Below are 20,619 nucleotides of genomic sequence, written 5' to 3' on the forward strand. Positions count from 1 at the left end.
ATCATGCCATGCTGATTGTTGACGTCGACATCCTTGGGCCTTACGCAGTCGATGAAGGTGAACTGCTTCCCTGGTCGTTGCCGGAGATGTCGGGCTTGCCGGTCCCAGCTTATTGATTTGTCTTGCGCACTTGGACGACATCGGAAATACGGCGGTGATCGTCAAACGGTCGCCCGCATTGCGGACGAGTTTTGCCTCGTCGCTACTCAAAGACAACGCCGCACAACGTTCTCCAGCAGTTTCGAGATATTATTGTTGAAGTTGTTAATCGGCAGGCTTCCGCAAAACAGGATCGAACCGGCAGAGAAGACAACGTTTCCTTGAGGCTTTGGCACTAAGCAAAGATCCGCCCGAATCTGCGAAGCCTGCCAGGCCGGCATATTCACTTCCGCTCCCCAGTTTACCTTTTCCGGAACGATGGAGTAGTCGCCAATGAATTTCTCGGAGCTCGCTAGAACAACCGCTTCGGGGGGCGTGCCTAGGGCTGGATCGACAATATCGACTTCGAATCCAGCAGCCCCACCGCCGGAAAATCCAAAATTGCCGAGAATTTCATCATCAATCCCGTCAAACAGCCATGCAAAACTCGGATCATAAGAGGCTTCTGTGCGACGGTAGTAGGAGCCTGTAAACGGCCCGTGAGCCGACATGCCCACGCCGACAAGCCGTTGCGGGGGTCTATCGTTCTTGAGCCAGAGGCCGCCATATTGGCCGTCGAAAGCATGAAAGTTCTCCCCGGGCTCCGCCTCCCATGCTCTGGCTCCAGTCTCTCCACGCCGGATTTCTATGGCCGCGGGGAATGCCTGGCTAGTGGCTATCCGCCAATAGAACCCGTTGCCCCCGAGGTAGCCCAGGCTGCCGCCGCCGGCCACGAACTCTCCGATTGCGTCCAAGGTTCGATCCGTATGGTATTCCGGGTGGGTCACTGTCAGCAGCAACGGATACTCTTCCAGTGCCTTGCTACCCTCTGCTTCAAGGTCATGATCTGTGACAACGTCAACAGAAACATCTTTTGCCGCGCACCAGGCGATCAGATGCATGTCGGCGGGGAAGATACGCAATCCAGACCCCCGCGCGTCAGGGTACGCGAAGTAGCCGGGCCGCATGGTTAGCTGTGGCCGCAACATAGAACTGAACTGGATCCCGCCACCATCGGGATGCAAATCATACAGCGAGCGACCAAACTCCGGATATTCCTCCGGGTGGTGCGGATAAGCACCCCAAGCATTGCGCCTTTCGATATACGCAGCGTCGAAGTTGCCGCGGGGATGATTCGCGTAGGCAAGATAGGTGAATGTTGAGAAAAGCACTGCAACCCGTGCCTTTGGCGCGTCTCGGGCTGGGCGGACAAAGAAAGGAATGATGTCCTCAGCGTTCTCGCATCTCAAGCGGATACCGTACACTCCGCTTGGAAGATCGCGGGGTATATCGAAGCAGAAGTCCGTCTCCCAGCCGCAATCGTAAAGGTCATCCTCATGGAAATGAATTGCTGCATACTCATCAAGCGCGTGTCTCCAACACATCTCTTCCCCGGACCATCGCGAGCCGCGTGCGGCTCGTGCCGGCAGATTGTGTAGGGTCCCGTCGAGCCGCAACGGGCCTTTATCGCGGATGTGTGATGTTGGAATGTCGATCCCGAAATCCCAGAAAGCGAGCATGTCCTCTTCCGGCACAGGACTGTCCGCGAGACGTTCGACAAGATGCGCCCCGCGCACCAACATGGGGGCTTCGAGCCGCCCGTTGAAAAACGATGTGAACGCTAGTGGATTTCCATCCTCCGGTTTGGCCGCCAGCACGAGTTTCGAAAATCCACCCGCCCCCCCTCGCCCCGGGCTCCGGACCTCGAAAGATCGCGACCCCGTCTCGACAGAGTATCCTGCAAGATGCATACCGTCTCTTAGGATAGCCAGCCGCAACTCATACCATCGGCCATTTTCGAACGAGAAGGAAATAGCGCTTTTCTCGCCAAGCGCCTCTAGCTCCAGGCCATTCTTCCGGAGAAGAATTGAAACCGTGCCCTCGGACAGATCAATGAAGGAAAACAAAACCTGGGGCGACGTGCGCAGTAGACGCGGTTGGAACCTGATCGAAAACGTAGCACCCGCGGCGATATCGACACTGCCAAGGGGAACGATGCCGTAGGAGCCAAGACGCGACGACTTCGCGACTGATCGGTAGGAACCTTCGAAAGTCGACGAGACCGGCCGAACATCCATGCCTGGCCCCGCCGGATTGGGATCCGCTGAGAATATGCGAACGAGATCAGCAGCGTAATCGCTGGAAAAATTACTGGACACTTTCACTTCGATATTTTCGCCAGCACGGGCCGAAAGCCGGTTTGTGTATCCGATCAGCATGTGCCCATTCCCCTTCGAGTAATCTCGCTTCGCTCGTTGTCCGTCATGTCGGGCAACCTTGGTTAGATTGAGCGGGTCACGTCCGTAAGGAACCGCCTTCTGCGCTCGTCAGCCGTGGCAAGTGGTGGGGTTATCTCACCCGCACTTGATCCCGTGACTGGTCAGCCGGCTTCTGGCGCCCCATCACATCTTTTCGCGCGGTTGCGCGGCAACATGGTAATTGATTAACTCCTAGCGCAGCCATATTGGTGGCTTCGCCGGCTTTGTGCCCCGCCCAGCGCACGCCGCAGCTTCTGCGCCACAGTCAAGCCGCTCTCGATGGCACCGTCGACGTACCCGTACCATCCGCTTGCATAGTCCGTTCCTGCAAAATACACGCCCTCTTCCGGCTTAACGAGCTCGCGGTGGTACTTAGTCAGTTGACCGGGACGAGCAATCGTCCAGGTCTGACCGGAGAATGGGTCGCTCGTCCAGTTGTGTCCCAGGGTTCCTGCGACGATGGCATCCGGGAGCCATTGGCGCACCGCAGCTTGGACCTGTCTCAGATCGTCCATATCGAACCGCGCAGCGTCCGGCCCGAGCACTTGGGCAATGACCCCGCCATCGATGCGAGTGCGAGTTTCCATCCACGTTAGCGGGTGCTCAGATGAGGCCAACGCCACAAACGGCTTATATTCGCCGACCAGTTGAACGAACAACATGGATCCCTGCGTTGCTTGACGCTCGGCTATCATCGCCCGCTTGCCTTCGCTAAGGGGAGGGACGAAGTTGATTCCCGATAGTGCGTTGACCGGAGCGGTCACAACGACAGCCTTGGTGGTCCACTCGGTGCCGGTCGCGGTATGTATCCGAACACCTCCGTTGGTCCGTTCGATCCGTTCCACCGCGGTATCCAGCAGCACCTCGGCACGCGAATCCGCCATGATTGCTTCGACTACCGCCTGAAGGCCTCCTCTGACACGGAAGCGGATGATGTCACCTACGCTGAACCCACCCGCGCTTGCTAACCGGCGTAAGGCCTGGCTGTAGGCGCCCCGCTCCACGGGGGCGCTGAACGCGGCAGTGAAGGCGGCTTCGACGATCGCGCGCTCGTCCTCGGGCATCCCCAGACAGGCGAGACCCTCCGGCATCGATAAACTGTCGGCGCGCTCCACCTCCGATTCGCGAAAGAACGGGTCGTAAGGCCGTTCAAACACAGCCCTGGCCACCGGCGAAATACGCTCGAGGCCGCGACCGATCCGGTCATCCATCTCTTCGGGGAGCATCCGCTCCAGGCGATTCCCATTGAGAAACAGAGACGTGGCAAAGCCCTGCCCCTCATCGTGCAGGTCGAAGATCTCGAATCCATACCGCGTCAACTCTGCCCAGATGTGTGGCTGCGACCAGTGAACCAGTTGGCCGCCGACTTCAAAGGAACGCCCCCAGGCCTGGCGCGACCAAACCCTGCCGCCAATCCGATCACGGCCTTCCAAAACCACGACATTATGGCCGCTGTTGCTGAGCTCGCGCGCTGCCACGGCGCCGGCAAATCCGGCGCCTACGACGACGACATCACAGTTTTTCGACGCCATCGGTGTCCTCCAGCTTTGTAGGCCTTATTAAATGCCTAAGTTACGCGGTCTGCCGCAATCTAGATTGATACACGGTGATGTTGGCGACCTTTCGGCCCTTCGTTCGCGTAAAACCTGCAATTATGGACGCAAAACGCTTAAAGTACGCATTGGGATTCGGTGAGTTCAGTTGGCACAGTTGGATATCGGTCGGGCAGCGGTCGAGTTGGGATGGCGACGTCGGAATCTGCAAGAGATGTCGGCCTGCGGGACCGAGCCTTAATCAACCCTGAACCTCTTGGTGTTCGAACATGCGCAGTTCCAAGGTTACAACTGGTCGGTGATCGTTATTCTGACCAAGACCCGTCATGCACTAACATTGAACCCGGACCACATGATGGGGGCTGGCTAATGGCGCGCAACAAAAACCGGCGGGAAAAGTAGAACACAGCCACACCAACCTGATGATAGGAGCTATACCTTCAGCGATCTAGCCGGAGCAGCGTGGCCGCTCCTATAGCGCGACAATCCGGGAGAGAAGCGCTCTCACGTTGATTGCCGCGCCGCACGCTCCGACTGTGGTCCCCGGAGGTGTAGCGCTGGGTGACAAACTCAGAGCAAGTTATCCCTGATGTGGAGTTGAAATGGAACTCCGTCGGGGATGCTATCGCCTTCCACGCCAAACCTCCGTCGAAGATGATCTACCGCCCGCGCGAGCTGGAGCTCGAGGTTCTGATCAATGACGAGTGTCACCTTGTTGTCGAGCAAGAGGCGCTTGGCGGTCTCGTCAAGTTCGTGGGCGATGAACTTAATCCTACCGATTTGGCCAGCGGAAATGAGCCCCTGCTCCACAAGGTGGCTCCCTACGCCTGCGCTATAGACCGCTCCCACATTATCAATTTGGCGGATTGCGGCGGCGACGCTCTCCCAATAGGGGCGCTGGCTACGGGCACACTCGACGACTTTGACGTTGCGTGGCTCCGCACCCAACTCTGACCAGGCCTGGCGGAATCCGGCCACACGCTCGGCCTCGAACCTGTAATCCAGGTCGCTGCAGGCGATCAGCGTTTCTGTGTCCGCAGCCAGCATCTGCGCCAGAAAAAACGCTGCTGCCCGTCCGGCCCTAAGGTGATCAATGCCAACGTAAGAAAGTCTAGGCGTCGTTGGAAGGTCGGATAGGATTGTCACAATCGGAACTCCAGACGCCGTTTTTGCAGCAATAGCGTCCTGAACCTTCGCCGTTTCGGGTGCAAACAAGATCAAGGCATCGCTTTTCGACTCGGAGATCGCCTCCGCCAAGGCGGCCGAGCGCTTTGCCGGGAGGAACCGCCGCTGCAAGGTGACAGCGCTTCCCAGCTCGGGAATGAGGGATTCAACGGTAGCATTTATGCGCGAGGCACTTCTGCCATCCGGCGTGATCATGATAATTTCGAAGCGCAATCGCCGGGAGTAGGGTGACGGCAGGGGGCGTTTCATCTGGAGCTGGCGCGCAGCCTCAATCACGCGAATGGCAGTGCTCGGGGAAACGCCGCCCCGTTCATTGAGGACGCGGTCGACCGTAGCGAGACCCACGCCGGCGAGCCGGGCAACATCCTCCAGGTTCTTTCGCACCACTTGCTACCCTCGGATTGTCCAAGTCTAAGGGCTGCCAATCCGTCCTTTGACAATTTAGTCTATGTCGTTGAATGTCTAAGAGATATCGTGTGGGGAGGCAAATGCGGAAGAAGATCGTAATTATCGGTGGTGGCCAGGCCGGCGGGCGACTTTCTCAGCTGCTGGCAAAAGAAGCCGACAGCCTCGAAACCACCCTTATTTTTGATGAGCCGTATCCGCCGTATGAACGTCCACCCCTTTCGAAGTCCGTCATCATCGGCGGATCCACGCTCGAAAAGCACTTGATCTGGCGCCCAGAGAGCGCCGCGTGGACAGCAATCAGCATAAAGCCCGGGGTTCAGGCGCTATCCATCAACAGAGATAAGAAGGAAGTCAGTTTGGCCAATGGAGAGTGCGTGGCCTACGACAAGTGTGTGATTGCCACAGGATCCAGCGTCAGGCCTCTGACTGTCCCCGGCGGCGATCTGCTTGAAGTTTTGAAACTTAGGACATACGACGATGCGCTTGCGGTCGCTTCCCGACTTGGTAACATCCGGAAACTGTTGATCGTGGGCGGCGGCTTTATAGGCCTTGAGGTTGCCTCAGCCATGCGTGGCCTAGGTATCGATACGCGGGTTGTGGAGGCTTCAGATCGACTGCTGTCGAGGATTGTTCCCCGGCAGATAGCTGACAAGCTGCTTGAAAGGCATCGCGCGGCAGGCGTCACATTCAATTTCATGACCATGGTCGAACGGTTCATACACGACCGCAATAAGGCGCTGAAGGCCGCGGAATTGTCTAACGGCGAGTCGGTTGAGTGCGATCTCGCGCTCGTTGGGGTTGGGGTTTACCCGAACATCGCTCTTGGCGAGGACGCCGGCCTTGAGATCGACGTTGGAATATGTACGGATCAGGGCCTAGTCACGTCAGACAAGGATATTCTGGCTTGTGGTGATGTGGCGTCGTTCTGGCATCCCACGTTTGACCGTCGAATCCGTGTGGAAGCCTGGCAGAATGCTGAGGATCACGCAGCGATTGCCGCGGCCTCGCTGTGCGGTCTTGCTGTCCCGAATCCGTCGGTGCCGTTCTTTTGGTCCGATCAATATGAACTGTCATTGCAGCTGATGGGAATGCCGCATTTAGGCGTACTGGTGCAAGAAGTCAAAATGGCCGACGGATCGGTCATTTTGGTCCACTCCAACGGGTGGGGTGTTGTGGTCGGGGCGACCGGCTACGGTATCGCCGAGAGCATCGGCAGGGAATTGCGGCGGATCAGGGGAGTGATCAGCCGCTCCAGCTCAACGGCCTTTGGATCCCTGGCTGTTGGATAAGTGCCTATCCCTAGACTTGGATGAATACCGATCCGTTTTCCACCTTAACCGGGAAGATCTTCACGGCGTCACAGACAGGCGCGCCGAGCGGATCGCCCGTTCTAACATCGAATCTTCCCGAATGCCTCGGGCATTCAATCACACCGTGTTCGAGAAACCCTTCGGACAAATAGGCGTGCTCGTGCGTGCAGATATTCGAGCTGGCAAAGAACTCATCACCACCAAGTCGGTAAATGGCATAGCTCAGGCCCTCATGGTCCCACCGCACTACATCATCGACCGGCACGTCGATGATACCAACCGCTTCAACCCATTTTTCGTTCGCCATTTTTGAAAATTCTCCTTAATAAACGACTAAACCGCGAATGCTTTCGCCCCGGTGCATCAGCTCGCGCGTCCTCACGCACCTTGGCGACGGCGATTTCCGGCGGCACAGTGAAATTGGCGAAGGTCGAGCAGCCCATAGAGTGATGAATCCTGTCCTTGCCGATCGAGAAGCGCGAGATCCCATCCGGTATGACGCCCTGGCCCTGGGTGGCGCGGATAGTGGTGCAAAGATTGGTCTTATAGAAAAGGCAGGAGCGGCATTCCGGCGTATAGAGCGGGATGACATGATTACCTTTCTTGACTGACGTGACGCGCCTTCATGGCCGAGGATGGCCAGAAACAGGCCTTCCGGATCGGCGCCGGAAAGGGTGAAATCGTCGGTGGGGCAGATGCCGGTCGCCTTGACCTCGATCAGCACTTCACCGACCCTCGGACCTTCGAGCTGTACGATCATGATTTCGAGCGGTTTGCCGGCCTGCGTGGCGGCCATGGAAACTCCCATTATTAATTTATGATTGAATCTTTCCACACGCGCGCAACGTGATCCTTCAGCAAAAGCGACTCTGCCCAGCGATCAACCGTGTCCTCGCAATCCGGCCCGGTGATGGCATACGGTTTTGGCCCTAATTCGTAGGTAAACGAAAGGGAGGCGTCTTTGCTCGCGCGCTGCTGCCAGCTTCGAAAGCCGTACTCCCACCAGGAAAGAAACTGATCCACCCACATTTTATGCTGCGGGTAGGAGATTTCGATCTGAACTTGTTCGCGCGTTGCCACCCGGCCATGAAAGGCCCAGGAATTATCGAGAATGCGGTGAATCTCGCCATGATGCTCATCGGAAATGGGCCAGGCGAACTCACGCCCAACAACAAAGTGCGATATATCGCCTAGAAGCCTAAGATCAGGGAAGCAATCCAATAGGTCCAGTGTGAAGTGGAGATCGGTCGTCATGCGGTCGCGATGGGTCTCGATATAGACTTCGACGCCCGCTTCACGGGCGAGCCGGCGCCATCCTTCGAGCAAGGGGATACATTCCTGAACGCGTCGCGGCCGCACGTCCGGCTGCAGATCGATGTGGTGAACGCCGAATTCTACGGCATTTTCAAGCACCGGCTTGAGGTCGTCGACGGTCCTCGGAAAGCATTGCCCTTCGGCTTGCATGCCGTTGGCCTTGAGCAACGCGGATAGCTTCTTTACGAATCTGCGGTCGCGCCAATCGGCACTCACCCCTTGGAAGCCAGCCTTAAATATCTTGTCGATATTGTCCTCAAGTGTGCGTTCCGGATAGCGGGTACTGCGCAATTCCATTGCCCAAAGCGACTGGAAAATCAGGAAATTTTGCATTTCTAACTCTACGTTGCCTGTTGAACCTCAAGTAGCTCCCGAAGGTCAGCTACAGCGCGAATAGTCCCGGGAGATGGGGACATACCCCGCTGGAGCATTGTTGACCCCACCCGAACCGCCTTGGCGACGACCCCGATCGCGCCGTAAGCGCTAACTGCGACCAGCTTTTCCCGATCATGATGGAAAGCAGCGATGCCGCCCGACGCCAGGGGCCTGAGGGTTATGGCCTGGTCCGGTGCCGGCAAGCCGGCCACTTGAATGACTTTATCGAACTGATCCGACCACATCCACGGCACCATTTCATAAGCAACCTGATGGCCCAGCATGTTCCTGGCCACGAGTTCGCCGTGATCCTCGGCATTTTTCCAGCATTCAATTCGCTGAGATCGCAAGGATTCGTCCCGTCGAATAGAGCTGACATCGCCGGCAGCGAAAATCGCCGGATCGCTTGTGCGAAGGAATTTATCCACAACGATGCCGTCGTCGATTTCCAACCCACAGGCCTCGGCCAGCGCAGTTTCGGGGCTCACTCCGATAGAAACCAGCAGAACGTCACAAGGAATCTTTTCGCCGGACGTCAAACGAACGCCCTTGATATAAGCGTCTCCTACGATACCTTCCACAGAAGTGCCTAGTCGGAACTGAATGCTCGCGCCTTCATGATCCTTGCGGACTTCCGAGGCAATTTCCGCCGGCACGACTCTTGCGAGGAGGCGTGGGGCTGTCTCTACAACAGTGACCCCACAACCCTTGGCCACAGCCGACGCCGCAACCTCTAGGCCGATCAAACCGCCACCGATTATGACCAACCGTTTGCCGGCGCTGAAAGTGTCCCCCAACGCTTCAGCGTGGACTGCCGACCGTAGCGTCATCACGCCGGCGGGAAGAGTCCTGCCGAAATCCAGCGTGCGCGGCTTCGCCCCGGTAGCGATCAGAAGGCTCACATAGGTGAGGGATTGGCCGTTCGACAAAGCCAGGGTCTTGTGGGTGCGGTCGATCGTCGTTACACGCACATCTTCATGATAGAAAGTGGTGTCGTCCTCCATCCAAGCGCTCGGCAGCAGCGGGATTTGTGATATCTTTTTCTGCTGCAATAACACGGATTTCGAAAGTGGCGGCCGCTCGTAGGGCCAGCGCTCCTCTCCATTGATGAGATGTATGGGGCCACCCCAACCGTGAGGGCGCAGGGACTGTGCAGCCTTGCAGCCCGCATGCCCGGCACCGATTATGACGATGCCTTTTTCCATAGCGGTTCCTCCTGCTGAGCGCCAAATTGCCGATTACCCTTACGACAGAAGAATTTGCACGCAGAACGGTTAAACTCCATCTTCAAAAATGAGGGGTTTCCCTCTTTTGCCAGAGCTGCACAAATGGGAACGGGCGCCGAGCTGAAGCTCATGGAGGACGTCGCGGTTCAGTTCGATCAAATTGGCTTCACATCGGTTGAGGCTTTCTTGGCTTCATGCGTTCGCGGAACTGCCGATCCATCGCCCCTGTGCCTCCGTTGATCCGTTATGGAAGGTCCCGAAGCACTTATCGAGCGGAATAGCGCCATCGGCGTAATTGCAATCGAAATACTTGTGATGCAAATAATGCTGAAAGCCGCCCGTACTTGTCCAACGAGGGCGCTGTATTCCTTCTAATTAGCTCCATTGGATGAACTTCTTAGCGGCATCGACCTTCTGAGAGCCTGTTTGCGCCTTGACCGCCATGGTCAGCGCCAGGTCGTTTGCTTCGCCTTCGACATGCCACCCGTCCTGTGGATCAACTCCCAGAAGGTGCTTGTTTGTAGCGTCGGCCATCTTGCCCTGCGCAACCGGTCAGATGGTTGACAGAATAGTCCGAGCACATGGCTGACAGTTTCGCCGTCAACGTTGGTTGTTTTGGTATTTGTCCGGTTCGGACGTGGTGGCCCGAAGCGACGGAACTTTCCGGTTTTTCGGTCGATCAGGCCAAGGTCGACGCTCATGAAGCGGACGGCATGATCTCCGCTCTCGGTCTCGGCCAAAGCCACCGGCTCGCCGATGAAGGCCTCGCCAATGAAGATGCCCTTGCCGCGCCACTTGATCTCGCCGGAGCGGCGTACCCGCCGCACCTCGATGCCGTCGCCCACATAGGCCGGCTCCTCGATGCGATGCGGATAGGCCCTGTGGGAAGGCTCGTAACGGCTGGCCGGCGTCTGCTGATCCAGCGCTTCATGCGGGCGCTCCTGGTTGTAGCTGCGCCGGAAGGCGTCGAAGCGTCGCTGCTGGTCGGCCGCCGTTGCGGCCGGCGGGAGCAGCGTGTCGGCCTTCAGCGTGCCGTGCAGGCGCTCGTGGCGCCCGTTCTCCTGCGGCTTGGCGGGAGTGATGAACTCCAGTCCGATGCCCAGCTTCAGCCACTTCACCGACAAAGCGGTGAGGCCTCCCGCGCCGACCGAACCCCAGGGCGAGCCATTGTCCACGCGCAGTCGGTCGGGCAGGCCGAACTCCTTTAGCAGCCAGTCCATCTCGACTTCGACCGAAGCCCCGGTCGGCGCGCAGATCCGGCAACCGACAAAGTACCGGCTCATCGCATCGCTCACCGTCAGCGGATCGCAGCGGGCCCCGTCCTGTGTCCGGAACCATCCTCCGGCCGCAATGGCACGGCGAGACGGCCACTTTCCGGCATGGCTTGCGCCTCAACAAGTGCTTGTTTCAGATCGACACAGCGCCGGGATCTGGCCGGAGCGGAACGCATAGCGCATGGAACAGAACCGAGATCTCCTAGAGGCTAGAGGGGAGCGTCGCCAGATCAAGAGCAACCTGTAGTAGATCCGGACCGCATGGGCGATGATCTGTGGCGGGAAACGGTGGCGCTTGTAGCTAACGTTGCGGTCTTTATGATATCGGTCCATTGACCCTGAACGCCAGTGAAGTTGATAACGCCGCGGCCGGCGGAAAGATATTTAATCGCCGGCTTTGATCCCGGCCCAGCTTCGCCGGCCAAGATAGCGCCAGCGACAGGCATCCACTAGCATTCAAAGTGGTCACCCAATGGGGCCCGCAAGCGCCATCGCAAGTTTTAGCTCACTCGCTTGCGCGCGCGTTCCCTCAATCTCCTGTTCATAGCTTCCTCCGCTTCGGGTGAACCATCATGAAAAGTCCCAAACCATTTATCGAGAGGGATAAGACCACCAGCGTAGTTACATTCAAAGTACTTGTGATGAAGGTAATGTTGAAAGCCGTGCGTATTTACCGCTTTCTCTCCCACCACAAGCTTGTCGAATCCTGTGTGGGCTTGTGCGGGGTCCAGAGCATCATGAAGCAGATGGAATATCGCATGAATTGGGTGGGATGGGATCACTACGTAGACTAAAACTCCGGAAAAGTAGAGTAGGTGCTCGATGGGGTGCATCGCCAATCCCGACCAAGGGCCTGGATTCACGTTGTTGTGGTGTAAAGAATGGACCCATCGATACATCGGAGGCCAGTGCAAGAATCGATGAATAACATAAAAATGCAGGTTTCCGATAAATGGGGTCACGAGCAACAATACAGTGCAGTAGATAGGATCCTCCCACCAATTTACGAACGGAATATAACCGTTCGCAAAAAGCCATAACATACCTGCTTCGTAGGCGGTCCAGATTGGCACGCCACTCCCTAGCGACCAAATAACGTTGTCTACATTTTGGTGTTTGAACAAGAAGGCTCGATTGCCTTTGGCTGGCCATAAACTATTGTACTTGAATTTAGTGTTTTGTAGTTTGAAAGTATAGAGCCTGATATGCCACGCACCATAGACTACCAAAGCTATTAAGATATTCCGTCCGAAGAGGTATGCCAACCACTCATAGTTGGATGATCTGAGCGTCTCCATAGAAGGAGTTAGGTATGCCCAAACCCCGCAGGCGACGAGGACGTGAGCAACATACCAGGGCATGAGATATCCATCGAATGCAAACAACCACCGAAGAGTGGCTATTGGCCTTAATGGCCACACGAACAATGGTGGATATTTGAGCGGATCGCGCGGCTTCCAATCGCCACGTTTGTTGCGGGTTCCATATTCTAGATCATCCATATTCCGCTCCAAAAGACGATTTCTTATTCAGAAATGTTAGGTTGGCCGACATAAATAGGCATCACCCTTTCGTGATGGTTTTCCATCATCCAGCTACGCACCCTGGCAGCTCAACACGAAAGAGACTCGGCCGGAGCTGGTTTGGAAGCGGCCCTCACCGCCTAGGTTGCAACGGCCAACTCGCTTTGGTCACAGTACAGCCAGTCGGGCAGGCATCGGTGCTTTCGCACCGCCCGTAGCAGCAGGTTGTGGGAAATGGTGTCGAAGAATGCCCGAATGTCGAGATCGAGAACCCAGTCATGGCGCCAGCATCGGGTTCTGTCGCAATCGTTTTGGCAACGGGGCGACGCGGCATGAGAAGGGCGACGTCATTCCGGAGAGTTCTCGCGTTCAAAGGGTCTCCATTTAGATCCATACAACAGCGGTCAAGCAACAGATGCGAACGTTATTCGGTAAAGCGTTGCGGTGTCATAGATCGGCAGCCCTGTTATACGGCGGATTGCTGGTGTGACCATCGGAAACAATGTACATTCAAAAAGGAGTGCAGCAATCGCTGGATGTGAAGCGCGAAGTCGCGCAACACAGGCTGCAACATATCTGCCTGGATCTCGGCGACACTAGTCGGCCGTCGCGGGCGGGTCATCATCTCGTTTCGCCACAACGTGCCGCCTTCGATGCCGCCTATCACCACCCTTGCCCGTGCGGCTGAATCATCAATACCCAGCAGTTCTTCGCCGCAATGTGTCGCGTCGCCGGTCACGACGGCGAGCTTTCCGCCGGCCGGAAGCTGCCGGAGTAGCGTGGGTACCAGTAGCAGGCTCGACATCGCCACGGGAACGTGCACCGACGCGGCCACCGCTGCCTGATGCCGCATACTGAAGCCGCAGTCCCCAGTTATTGCGACGGCTCCGCGCTCGACCAACCGCCGGGCAGCTGCTATGTAGGCTGACTCGAGAGCAGGATCGCCGGGGATGACCCTATCCGCCCAAGCTCCTGCAGCCGTCTCTATGACTATTGGGAAGTCGAAAGTTGCCGGATTGAAGACCGAGCCTGGTTGGGGAGGCGGAAATTCACCGGGCGCTAGCCCGACCTCCAGTCCTATAATTCCGAGGGCTCTTTGTGGTTGAGTTGTCATGACAGGCCATCGCGGTCGTCGGGTAAGGCGTCGGCCCATCGGCGTGAGTATTCCCGGCGGGTCGCTTGCAGAAGTGGTTCGCCTGTAGAATGACGTTTACCGCCCTTATTTTGCTCTGCATCTAAACGGTGAGATAGCCGCCATCAATTGGGAGGGTTACCCCGTTGATGAAGCTCGCCGCCTTCGAAGCTAGGAACACCACCGGCTCAGCAATCTCACGAGGCTGTCCGAACCGTTGCATTGGGCAATGCCATTGCAGCCACTCATCCGTCTTGCCGTCCCCCTTTCCGCCCATTGCCGTGTCGATATAGCCCGGAGCCACTGCGTTGACACGTATCGAGTAGGGCGCAAGCTCGCGGCACATGATCTGGGTTAGCGACCGAACGCCGCCCTTCGACGCGGTATAGCCGACGTGAGCGAACCCGCTCGTGAACGCCACCACTGACGAGATATTGATGATAGTTCCGTGCGTCGACTTCAGTGCTGGAAGGAACGCACGGGCCATGTCGAAGGCGCCCGTCAAATTGACGGCGATGCTTCTGTCCCAGATTTCGGTTGAAGCAGGATCGTCCATACGCTCAGTCCCTCCGAAGCCAGCATTGTTTACGAGAATTGAGAGCGGTCCCGAAGAAGACTGTAGCCGCGCTGCAAACGCTTCAATGGCATCTCTATCCGTGACATCGAGCATGCCGGAGAATGCAACCAGGCCATCATTCGTGATCGACTCCGCCACACTTTCCGCCACAGACGCTTCGACATCGACTACGACGACACGAGCGCCGGCTTCAGCCAAGGCACGAGCGATTGCCGCACCAATTCCACGCCCAGCGCCTGTTACTAGAGCAAGTGGATTCCCGTCGAGCTTCATGATAGTCTCCTGTTTCTTCAAGTTGTGTTGCTATTCTTGGCCAGATCGGCTGCCGCACGCGGGCACGTCAGATAGTGGTCAAAGTTTGCAGTCCTGGTTGCATCGGGCCGGATAAGTAAAGTCCGGTTCGGGCCGCACAAACTCCAGCGGCGCTCGTGTAACCTCCACATAAACGCCCAAGGCCTTGACCGTATCGAAATAGCTGAACCTTGAGCCACGGAAATTGCCTTCCATAAGGCGCGGCGAGTTCCGCTTTTCCATCTCCGCGACGAAGCTCTCGTAAGAACCACTGAACGAGACGTGCACATGGTGAAAGCCTTCCCCATGTCGCTCCAAATGTTCATCATAGATTGAGGGCCCACTGACCGGCTCTATGAGTTCCCATTGCGTAGGACCGACGTTGGCTAGGGCCAGCCGCATCGAGTACTCGGCGGGCTTCCCACGCACTCGCATGTCCGTGAGCTCTGGGGCAGCATAGGTCTTGACCCACCAAGGGCCGATACCCATTGCGCTGTAACGTTCTAGCCAGGGCTCCAGTTTGCGGACCACAAGTCCAACCTGATCGAGTTTGGTGAACAGCGAAGAGGCTACCATGCGCTTTACTTCCGATTATATCTTGCTCTGCAGCAGCGATTAAGTTTCAGGATAAAGAAGGAGAGCCGAAATCAGGCTCATCCCACTTCGGGGTGTAGTCCAAATGCGCGATGCGCAGATTGCGCGACCGTAGCCGCGAGATAGTTGTCATCTCTTCGTCGGAAAGCTTGAAATCGAACACGTCAATGTTTTCCGCCAGCCACTCCTTGCGCTCGGCGCGCGGAATGGCGACCACACCTTTCTGCTGAACGTGCCATCGAAGGACGATCTGCGCGGGGCTTTTGCCGTGCAGTTTGGCGGCATCCCTGATCGCCGCTTGCTCTAGCAAGTCTCCATTGCGACCGAGTGGACTATAGGCGACCATCGCCATGCTGGCTGCGCGGCAAGCGGCATAGACCTTGGTCTGGTCAAGAAAAGGATGATATTCAACCTGGTTGGCCACAAGCGGGGCGTCCGAGAGGTGCACCGCCTCAGCAAGTATCGCGGAAGGAAAGTTCGATACACCGATGTGCCGTGCGATGCCGGAAAGGCGGACCGCGTTCAGCGCCTTGATGGATCCCTCGAGCGGAATTTCGGGATTGGGCCAGTGGATCAGTAGCAGGTCGATCGTGTCGAGGCCAAGGCGCTTCAGGCTCCCTTCGGCCGATCGCTCCAGATCCCCCGGCGCGATATCGGTAAACCATACTTTGGTTGCGACGAAGACTTCGTCGCGCGGCACGCCGGAAAATCGCAATCCCTCGCCAACTGCGCTTTCGTTATCATAGTACGCTGCGGTGTCGAGATGGCGGTAGCCGAGCGAAAGCGCTTGCGCCACCAACTCCGAGCACATTTCGCCCTTGAGCGTCCAGGTACCCATCCCGATTGCAGGAATCGTCACACCGTTCACCATCACGCTATGTATCACGGGAACTCCTTACCCGACTTGCATTTCCGACCTCAAACGCGCGCCCAACGCTCGTGGCGACCGACGCACCAAGGGTTTCCGCGGGGCCGAGTGTCGCGAAATCATGGCAGACCGATCAAACAGACCCCGCACTGCCGATCAATGCTCGCGTTGTGTGTGAATGGAGTGCACCGGAGTGTGCCCATGGCTAGCACCGAGTTGATGGAGGCGGTGATGCAGACGATGATGGGCTAACTCCAACCCCGCTCTCATGCGGGCGTGCTGCGCTTCCTCGCCTCTAGGAGCCAGCGTATCCAGGTACGCTATCGATCCCTCGATCTGTGCAAGTACTGCCACAGCATCGCTCGTGGCAAAGATTGGGTTATCTCCGACCTCTATCAAGACGGCGCTGGTGTGCGCGGCTATGTCGGCATCACGGCTTGCCACGCCGCAACGAACTCGGACCGCCAGCCAACAAGACTCTGTGACTTGCAGTGAGCTATGACCTTGACAACACAGCTTGTCCGAACGGAATTCATCCACGACGTTCCCATTGCGGAGTAGTTCGATGCGCTTCGGAGGAACGCTGACCGATTCAATTCCCCAATCGATCCCAACTGTGCCACCGCCCGGAGGAAGGCCGAGCTTGCTTCCAGGACGCCGCCCTTCCACAGTCATACTGACGAGCGGCCCCACTGTCATAAATGTGTCGCCAGCACGAACAGCCTCCATCCAATTCTTAAAGGTAAAATCGCGATTTCCCAGGTGGGCGTATGTCCGAATGCCGCCAAGCAGCGAAGCGGTATTCATCTTGTCGGAACCGGCGACCAACGGCAGATGATGACCAATATTCAGATATCGATACCAATCGGCCAGTCCGAACGCACTGATCTGGGCATCGCGTGGATTGAAGGTCATCATCTCGATCGCGTCAACCAGACCAAGCACGATGTCAGCCGCACGCTCGGCTTGAGGGTTCGGCGCGTGCTGCATAACGACGAGACCCCTGCCGACGGCACCGTTCCGCCCAGTCAACCATTGTGGCCTCCAATGTATCGCCGATCGCTGCCTCGTGCGGCCCCGCGGTGCATAGCGGATCAATTATCTCGCCCTCATACCCAAGCAGAGACATATGACCCAGCACGTGCTGGCGGTTTTCTGTGCCTACCCTAACCAGGAATTCGCCAACGCCGCCGAAGTCTTTGGCTCCCAAGGTTGTACGGCCATCAAAGTCGCCGACATTGGTGAACATTTCGCCCCACTGGGAGGCGAGGAGGTTGACGACATTCACCCCTTCCGCCTGTCCTTCGAGAAGAGCTGTTTGCGGGCTCAGAACATGGACATGCGTGTCTGAACAGACCCAACCATCTTCGCGCCAGTGAAGCACTTTTTCCAGCTCGAATGTTAGGGTCTCCGTATCCTGCTCGATTTCGACAATGCGCCGAAGCGGGCGCATCTCAAAGCCCCTTGTTATTTCCACGAATCCCTTTCCTCTGCCATGAAATTGGCAACAAGACGATACGCCTCCCTTCGATCTTATAAAACGCGTAGCCTTTTGGTCCTTACTATGCGGCCAGGTTCTCAAAGTGCACGGATATTGACGCAGAAATTTGCCGTCGTTTCTGATCTCCCTTAGATCCGCAAGCAGCTCTATGAGTTTCACCGGCGGGACCTTTTACGCGCCACTACTCAGGCTCATCCCATGTCGGCGAGTAATCGCGATCGTAGATGCGTAGATTACGCGACCGGAGCCGAGAGATGGCAGCCATCTCTTCGTTAGAAAGCTTGAAATCGAACACGTCAATGTTTTCCGCCAGCCACTCCTTGCGCTCGGCGCGCGGAATGGCCACCACACCTTCCTGCTGAACGTGCCATCGCAGGACTATCTGCACCGGGCTTCTGCCGTGCCGTTTTGCGGCCTCCCTGATCGCCGCTTGTTCGAACAACGTCTCGCCGCTACCGAGCGGAGCATACGCGACCATCGCCATGCCGGCTGCGCGGCAAGCGGCATGGACCTTGGTCTGGTCAAGAAAAGGATGATACTCGACCTGGTTGGCCACAAGCGGGGCGTCTGACAGGCGCACCGCCTCAGCAAGCATTGCGCTGGGGAAGTTCGACACGCCGACATGCCGCGCCATACCGGAATCGCGAACGGCGTTCAGCGCCTTGATGGATCCCTCAAGCGGAATTTCGGGGTTGGGCCAGTGGATCAGTAGCAGGTCGATCGTGTCGAGGCCAAGGCGCTTAAGGCTCTCCTCGGCCGATCGCTCCAGATCTCCCGGAGCCAGATCGGTCAACCAGACTTTGGTTGTGACGAAGACGACGTCGCGCGGAATGCCGGAAAATCGCATTCCCTCCCCGACCGCGCTCTCGTTGTCGTAGGTCGATCCGGTGTCGAGATGCCGGTAGCCAAGCGAAAGCGCTTGCGACACCAATTCCGAGCACACTTCGCCCCTGAGCGTCCAGGTCCCGACCCCGATTGCCGGAATCGCCGCACCATTCACCATCACGTTATGCATAACCACCCTCACCTTGCCCCCGCACCGCGAATTTCCCATCGACAAAGGTGTGCCGATGCGTGGCACCCTCTTCTTAAAGCTACTGGACTGCGCCTGCGCTCTTCGAACAAAAAAAGGCGCGGCTCAAGGTCATCCCAATCTGTCCGGATTTAAAATGATGTCCCGCAAGCCCTGCAGGAATTTGCTCGCTTCGGCTCCATCGACAGCGCGATGGTCAACTGACAGCGTGCAGGTCAGCATTGTCGCGACCCTCGTGCTGCCTTGACGATCTGCAACCACTCGCGGGGCAGCGCTTCCTACGGCCAGAATGGCACACTGTGGCGCGTTGATGACAGCGTCGAATTGTTCGATCCCATAGCCGCCAAGATTTGATATGCTAAACGAGCCGCCGGATATCTCACTAAGCTTGAGCGCGTTGCGGCCCGCTCGCTCCGAAAAATCCCTTACTTCCGCGGATATTTCCATAACCGACTTGGTTTCGGCAGCGCGCACCACCGGAGTAGCCAAACCACCTTCGACGGCGATTACTACCGAAATGTCGGCACTGTGAAATCGATGGATTGCAGTATCCGTCATCTGGCAGTTGACGGCAGGATTGTCGACCAGCGACATCGCAACCGCCTTGATGAGACAATCGTTGACAGATATTTTTTTGGCCGGAGTCGCTTCGTTGATGGCTGTTCGCCAACGCAAAAGAGCATCAACTTCCATGTTTGCGACGAGGCGGAAGTGAGGAATTGTCTGCTTTGCGTGCGTCATTCGGGCAGCTATGGCTTTCCGCAACGGCGTCAGCGGGATCTCGGTGATGGACATTAGCCTTCAATCGTTCCAATAACCGCGTTAACCTCAAGAGTCGCGCCTTCCGGTGCAACGATTGTCGTCAATATACCGCTCGCCGGCGCTTCGACTTCGACTGTGGCCTTGGCTGTCTCGACTTCGACGATTATTTCGCCTTCACGTACCTCCTCCCCGACTTTTTTCAACCAGCGAACTATTGTTGCTTCCTCAATTCCCATTCCACCGGAAGGTAGGATTATTTCGGTTGTCATGTCTGCATCCATTCTATTCGAAGCGTCAGAGCAGCCGCCGTACGGCGGCGATGATGTCGTTTTTCGTCGGGAAGAAATCCTTTTCGAGGGCTGGACTGAAGGGTACGTGAATGTCTGGAGCACTCACGCGAAGAATCGGTCGCTTCAGCAGATCGAACGCTTCCTCCGCCATCACCGCGGCGATCTCACTTCCGACGTTACAGACGGAGTGCGCGTTCTCGACGATTACTAGCCTTCCGGTCTTCGCGACCGAAATTTTGAACGCCTCGTGATCGAGTGGCTTCAAGGTTCGCGGGTCGATCACCTCCACAGAGATGCCCTCGGCGGCGAGCGCGTCGACGGCTTCCATCGTCGGCCGAATGGCACCGGCAATTGCGATTAGAGTTACATCGCTTCCCGCGCGCTTCACATCCGCTTTGCCAATAGGGATTAAGCAGTCCGGATCCGTGGGCACATCGCCCTTGAGCGGCCACAGGCGGGTATCTTCAAAGACGAGCACAGGATCGCCGTCGCGAATGGCCGATTTCATAAGCCCCTTGATATCGGCGGCACTGGTCGGGCAGATGATCTTGAGGCCTGGCACATTCATGAAAAAGGGATAAGGCCGGTCGGCATGCTGCGCCGCCTTGGACCCAACTGAGAACATGCAGCAACGAAACACGATCGGAATGTCGATCTGACCTCCAGTCATATACCGCAACTTTGAAGCCTGGTTGATGATCTGATCCGAGGCGAGATACATAAAGCTGGCGATTGAGAGGTCTACGATCGGTCGTAATCCATTGATGGCCGCTCCGATACCCAGGCCGGTAAAACTGCCTTCTGAAATCGGCATGTTCCAGACCCGGTTTTTGCCGAAACGCTCAACAATTTTGTCGCCACCGTAAACAGAAATGTCTTCTCCCATCAGGAACACGCGCTCATCACGATCCATCTCCTCGATCTGAGCCTGCGTGAGCGCTTCAAGATAGGTCATCTTGATATAGGCGCCAGCTGTTGGGGCAAGTTCCTTAGCAGCACTTTGCATA

19 protein-coding genes and 1 pseudogene are annotated in these 20,619 nt (G+C 57.0%); 1 reads left to right on the top strand and 19 read right to left on the bottom strand.

The window, feature by feature from the left end:
• Nucleotides 1-206: 206 nt before the first annotated feature.
• The 3 genes from AC0L2A_RS26905 to AC0L2A_RS26915 form a co-directional block, all read right to left on the bottom strand.
• Complete coding sequence (locus tag AC0L2A_RS26905) at nucleotides 207-2,357, bottom strand: N,N-dimethylformamidase beta subunit family domain-containing protein (RefSeq protein WP_473611380.1); 2,151 nt, start codon at nucleotides 2,355-2,357, stop codon at nucleotides 207-209.
• Between the two features lie 224 nt (nucleotides 2,358-2,581).
• Complete coding sequence (locus AC0L2A_RS26910; RefSeq protein ID WP_473611381.1) at nucleotides 2,582-3,928, bottom strand: flavin monoamine oxidase family protein; 1,347 nt, start codon at nucleotides 3,926-3,928, stop codon at nucleotides 2,582-2,584.
• 591 nt (nucleotides 3,929-4,519) lie between these two features.
• Nucleotides 4,520-5,518, bottom strand: a complete 999-nt coding sequence (locus AC0L2A_RS26915) for a LacI family DNA-binding transcriptional regulator (protein WP_473611383.1) — start codon at nucleotides 5,516-5,518, stop codon at nucleotides 4,520-4,522.
• Nucleotides 5,519-5,622: 104 nt separating this feature from the next.
• Between AC0L2A_RS26915 and AC0L2A_RS26920 the strand changes: the two genes are divergently transcribed.
• Nucleotides 5,623-6,831: an NAD(P)/FAD-dependent oxidoreductase gene (locus tag AC0L2A_RS26920; protein WP_473611384.1), complete on the top strand. Its 1,209-nt coding sequence runs from the start codon at nucleotides 5,623-5,625 to the stop codon at nucleotides 6,829-6,831.
• A 10-nt stretch (nucleotides 6,832-6,841) separates the two neighbouring features.
• On the opposite strand, the gene AC0L2A_RS26925 is transcribed toward AC0L2A_RS26920, so the two are convergent.
• The 16 genes and pseudogenes from AC0L2A_RS26925 to AC0L2A_RS27000 form a co-directional block, all read right to left on the bottom strand.
• Nucleotides 6,842-7,159: a non-heme iron oxygenase ferredoxin subunit gene (locus AC0L2A_RS26925; RefSeq protein ID WP_473611385.1), complete on the bottom strand. Its 318-nt coding sequence runs from the start codon at nucleotides 7,157-7,159 to the stop codon at nucleotides 6,842-6,844.
• A 55-nt stretch (nucleotides 7,160-7,214) separates the two neighbouring features.
• Nucleotides 7,215-7,660 (bottom strand): annotated as a pseudogene (locus tag AC0L2A_RS26930) (alcohol dehydrogenase catalytic domain-containing protein); the annotation flags it as partial.
• A gap of 2 nt (nucleotides 7,661-7,662) precedes the next feature.
• Complete coding sequence (locus tag AC0L2A_RS26935) at nucleotides 7,663-8,499, bottom strand: sugar phosphate isomerase/epimerase family protein (protein ID WP_473611387.1); 837 nt, start codon at nucleotides 8,497-8,499, stop codon at nucleotides 7,663-7,665.
• An 8-nt stretch (nucleotides 8,500-8,507) separates the two neighbouring features.
• Nucleotides 8,508-9,746 (bottom strand): NAD(P)/FAD-dependent oxidoreductase, encoded by a 1,239-nt coding sequence (locus AC0L2A_RS26940; RefSeq protein ID WP_473611388.1) that lies wholly within the window; start codon nucleotides 9,744-9,746, stop codon nucleotides 8,508-8,510.
• 467 nt (nucleotides 9,747-10,213) lie between these two features.
• Complete coding sequence (locus tag AC0L2A_RS26945; RefSeq protein WP_473611389.1) at nucleotides 10,214-11,050, bottom strand: integrase core domain-containing protein; 837 nt, start codon at nucleotides 11,048-11,050, stop codon at nucleotides 10,214-10,216.
• Between the two features lie 491 nt (nucleotides 11,051-11,541).
• A complete protein-coding gene (locus AC0L2A_RS26950) occupies nucleotides 11,542-12,543 on the bottom strand; it encodes a sterol desaturase family protein (protein ID WP_473611390.1) in 1,002 nt (333 codons plus the stop codon).
• 487 nt (nucleotides 12,544-13,030) lie between these two features.
• Nucleotides 13,031-13,417 carry an aspartate/glutamate racemase family protein gene (locus AC0L2A_RS26955; RefSeq protein ID WP_473611392.1) on the bottom strand — a complete coding sequence of 129 codons (387 nt, stop codon included), beginning with the start codon at nucleotides 13,415-13,417 and terminating at the stop codon, nucleotides 13,031-13,033.
• A 382-nt stretch (nucleotides 13,418-13,799) separates the two neighbouring features.
• Complete coding sequence (locus AC0L2A_RS26960; protein ID WP_473611393.1) at nucleotides 13,800-14,546, bottom strand: SDR family NAD(P)-dependent oxidoreductase; 747 nt, start codon at nucleotides 14,544-14,546, stop codon at nucleotides 13,800-13,802.
• 78 nt (nucleotides 14,547-14,624) lie between these two features.
• A complete protein-coding gene (locus AC0L2A_RS26965) occupies nucleotides 14,625-15,140 on the bottom strand; it encodes a VOC family protein (RefSeq protein WP_473611395.1) in 516 nt (171 codons plus the stop codon).
• 46 nt (nucleotides 15,141-15,186) lie between these two features.
• Nucleotides 15,187-16,041, bottom strand: coding sequence for an aldo/keto reductase (locus AC0L2A_RS26970; protein WP_473611415.1), 855 nt, complete (start codon nucleotides 16,039-16,041; stop codon nucleotides 15,187-15,189).
• Nucleotides 16,042-16,182: 141 nt separating this feature from the next.
• Nucleotides 16,183-17,016 (bottom strand): CehA/McbA family metallohydrolase, encoded by an 834-nt coding sequence (locus AC0L2A_RS26975; RefSeq protein WP_473611396.1) that lies wholly within the window; start codon nucleotides 17,014-17,016, stop codon nucleotides 16,183-16,185.
• Nucleotides 16,976-17,503, bottom strand: a complete 528-nt coding sequence (locus AC0L2A_RS26980) for a hypothetical protein (protein WP_473611397.1) — start codon at nucleotides 17,501-17,503, stop codon at nucleotides 16,976-16,978. The genes AC0L2A_RS26975 and AC0L2A_RS26980 overlap by 41 nt, the downstream gene beginning before the upstream one ends.
• A 205-nt stretch (nucleotides 17,504-17,708) precedes the next feature.
• Nucleotides 17,709-18,542, bottom strand: coding sequence for an aldo/keto reductase (locus AC0L2A_RS26985; protein ID WP_473611416.1), 834 nt, complete (start codon nucleotides 18,540-18,542; stop codon nucleotides 17,709-17,711).
• A 129-nt stretch (nucleotides 18,543-18,671) separates the two neighbouring features.
• Nucleotides 18,672-19,355, bottom strand: a complete 684-nt coding sequence (locus tag AC0L2A_RS26990; protein WP_473611399.1) for a 2-oxo acid dehydrogenase subunit E2 — start codon at nucleotides 19,353-19,355, stop codon at nucleotides 18,672-18,674.
• Complete coding sequence (locus AC0L2A_RS26995; protein WP_473611400.1) at nucleotides 19,355-19,591, bottom strand: biotin/lipoyl-containing protein; 237 nt, start codon at nucleotides 19,589-19,591, stop codon at nucleotides 19,355-19,357. Before AC0L2A_RS26995 ends, AC0L2A_RS26990 begins: the two co-directional genes overlap by 1 nt.
• A gap of 25 nt (nucleotides 19,592-19,616) precedes the next feature.
• Nucleotides 19,617-20,618, bottom strand: coding sequence for an alpha-ketoacid dehydrogenase subunit beta (locus AC0L2A_RS27000; RefSeq protein WP_473611402.1), 1,002 nt, complete (start codon nucleotides 20,616-20,618; stop codon nucleotides 19,617-19,619).
• Nucleotide 20,619: the final 1 nt, after the last annotated feature.

This window comes from Mesorhizobium sp. WSM4844, from assembly GCF_055811775.1.

Excerpts from the sequence above, each read along its gene's own strand:
- AC0L2A_RS26920 (WP_473611384.1), top strand. The coding sequence starts at position 5,623 with ATGCGGAAGAAGATCGTAATTATCGGTGGTGGCCAGGCCGGCGGGCGA.
- AC0L2A_RS26945 (WP_473611389.1), bottom strand. The coding sequence starts at position 11,050 with ATGAGCCGGTACTTTGTCGGTTGCCGGATCTGCGCGCCGACCGGGGCT.
- AC0L2A_RS27000 (WP_473611402.1), bottom strand. The coding sequence starts at position 20,618 with ATGCAAAGTGCTGCTAAGGAACTTGCCCCAACAGCTGGCGCCTATATC.
- AC0L2A_RS26975 (WP_473611396.1), bottom strand. The coding sequence starts at position 17,016 with ATGCAGCACGCGCCGAACCCTCAAGCCGAGCGTGCGGCTGACATCGTG.
- AC0L2A_RS26925 (WP_473611385.1), bottom strand. The coding sequence starts at position 7,159 with ATGGCGAACGAAAAATGGGTTGAAGCGGTTGGTATCATCGACGTGCCG.
- AC0L2A_RS26965 (WP_473611395.1), bottom strand. The coding sequence starts at position 15,140 with ATGGTAGCCTCTTCGCTGTTCACCAAACTCGATCAGGTTGGACTTGTG.
- AC0L2A_RS26910 (WP_473611381.1), bottom strand. The coding sequence starts at position 3,928 with ATGGCGTCGAAAAACTGTGATGTCGTCGTCGTAGGCGCCGGATTTGCC.
- AC0L2A_RS26990 (WP_473611399.1), bottom strand. The coding sequence starts at position 19,355 with ATGTCCATCACCGAGATCCCGCTGACGCCGTTGCGGAAAGCCATAGCT.
- AC0L2A_RS26985 (WP_473611416.1), bottom strand. The coding sequence starts at position 18,542 with ATGCATAACGTGATGGTGAATGGTGCGGCGATTCCGGCAATCGGGGTC.
- AC0L2A_RS26950 (WP_473611390.1), bottom strand. The coding sequence starts at position 12,543 with ATGGATGATCTAGAATATGGAACCCGCAACAAACGTGGCGATTGGAAG.
- AC0L2A_RS26905 (WP_473611380.1), bottom strand. The coding sequence starts at position 2,357 with ATGCTGATCGGATACACAAACCGGCTTTCGGCCCGTGCTGGCGAAAAT.
- AC0L2A_RS26995 (WP_473611400.1), bottom strand. The coding sequence starts at position 19,591 with ATGACAACCGAAATAATCCTACCTTCCGGTGGAATGGGAATTGAGGAA.
- AC0L2A_RS26940 (WP_473611388.1), bottom strand. The coding sequence starts at position 9,746 with ATGGAAAAAGGCATCGTCATAATCGGTGCCGGGCATGCGGGCTGCAAG.
- AC0L2A_RS26960 (WP_473611393.1), bottom strand. The coding sequence starts at position 14,546 with ATGAAGCTCGACGGGAATCCACTTGCTCTAGTAACAGGCGCTGGGCGT.
- AC0L2A_RS26935 (WP_473611387.1), bottom strand. The coding sequence starts at position 8,499 with ATGCAAAATTTCCTGATTTTCCAGTCGCTTTGGGCAATGGAATTGCGC.
- AC0L2A_RS26955 (WP_473611392.1), bottom strand. The coding sequence starts at position 13,417 with ATGCGGCATCAGGCAGCGGTGGCCGCGTCGGTGCACGTTCCCGTGGCG.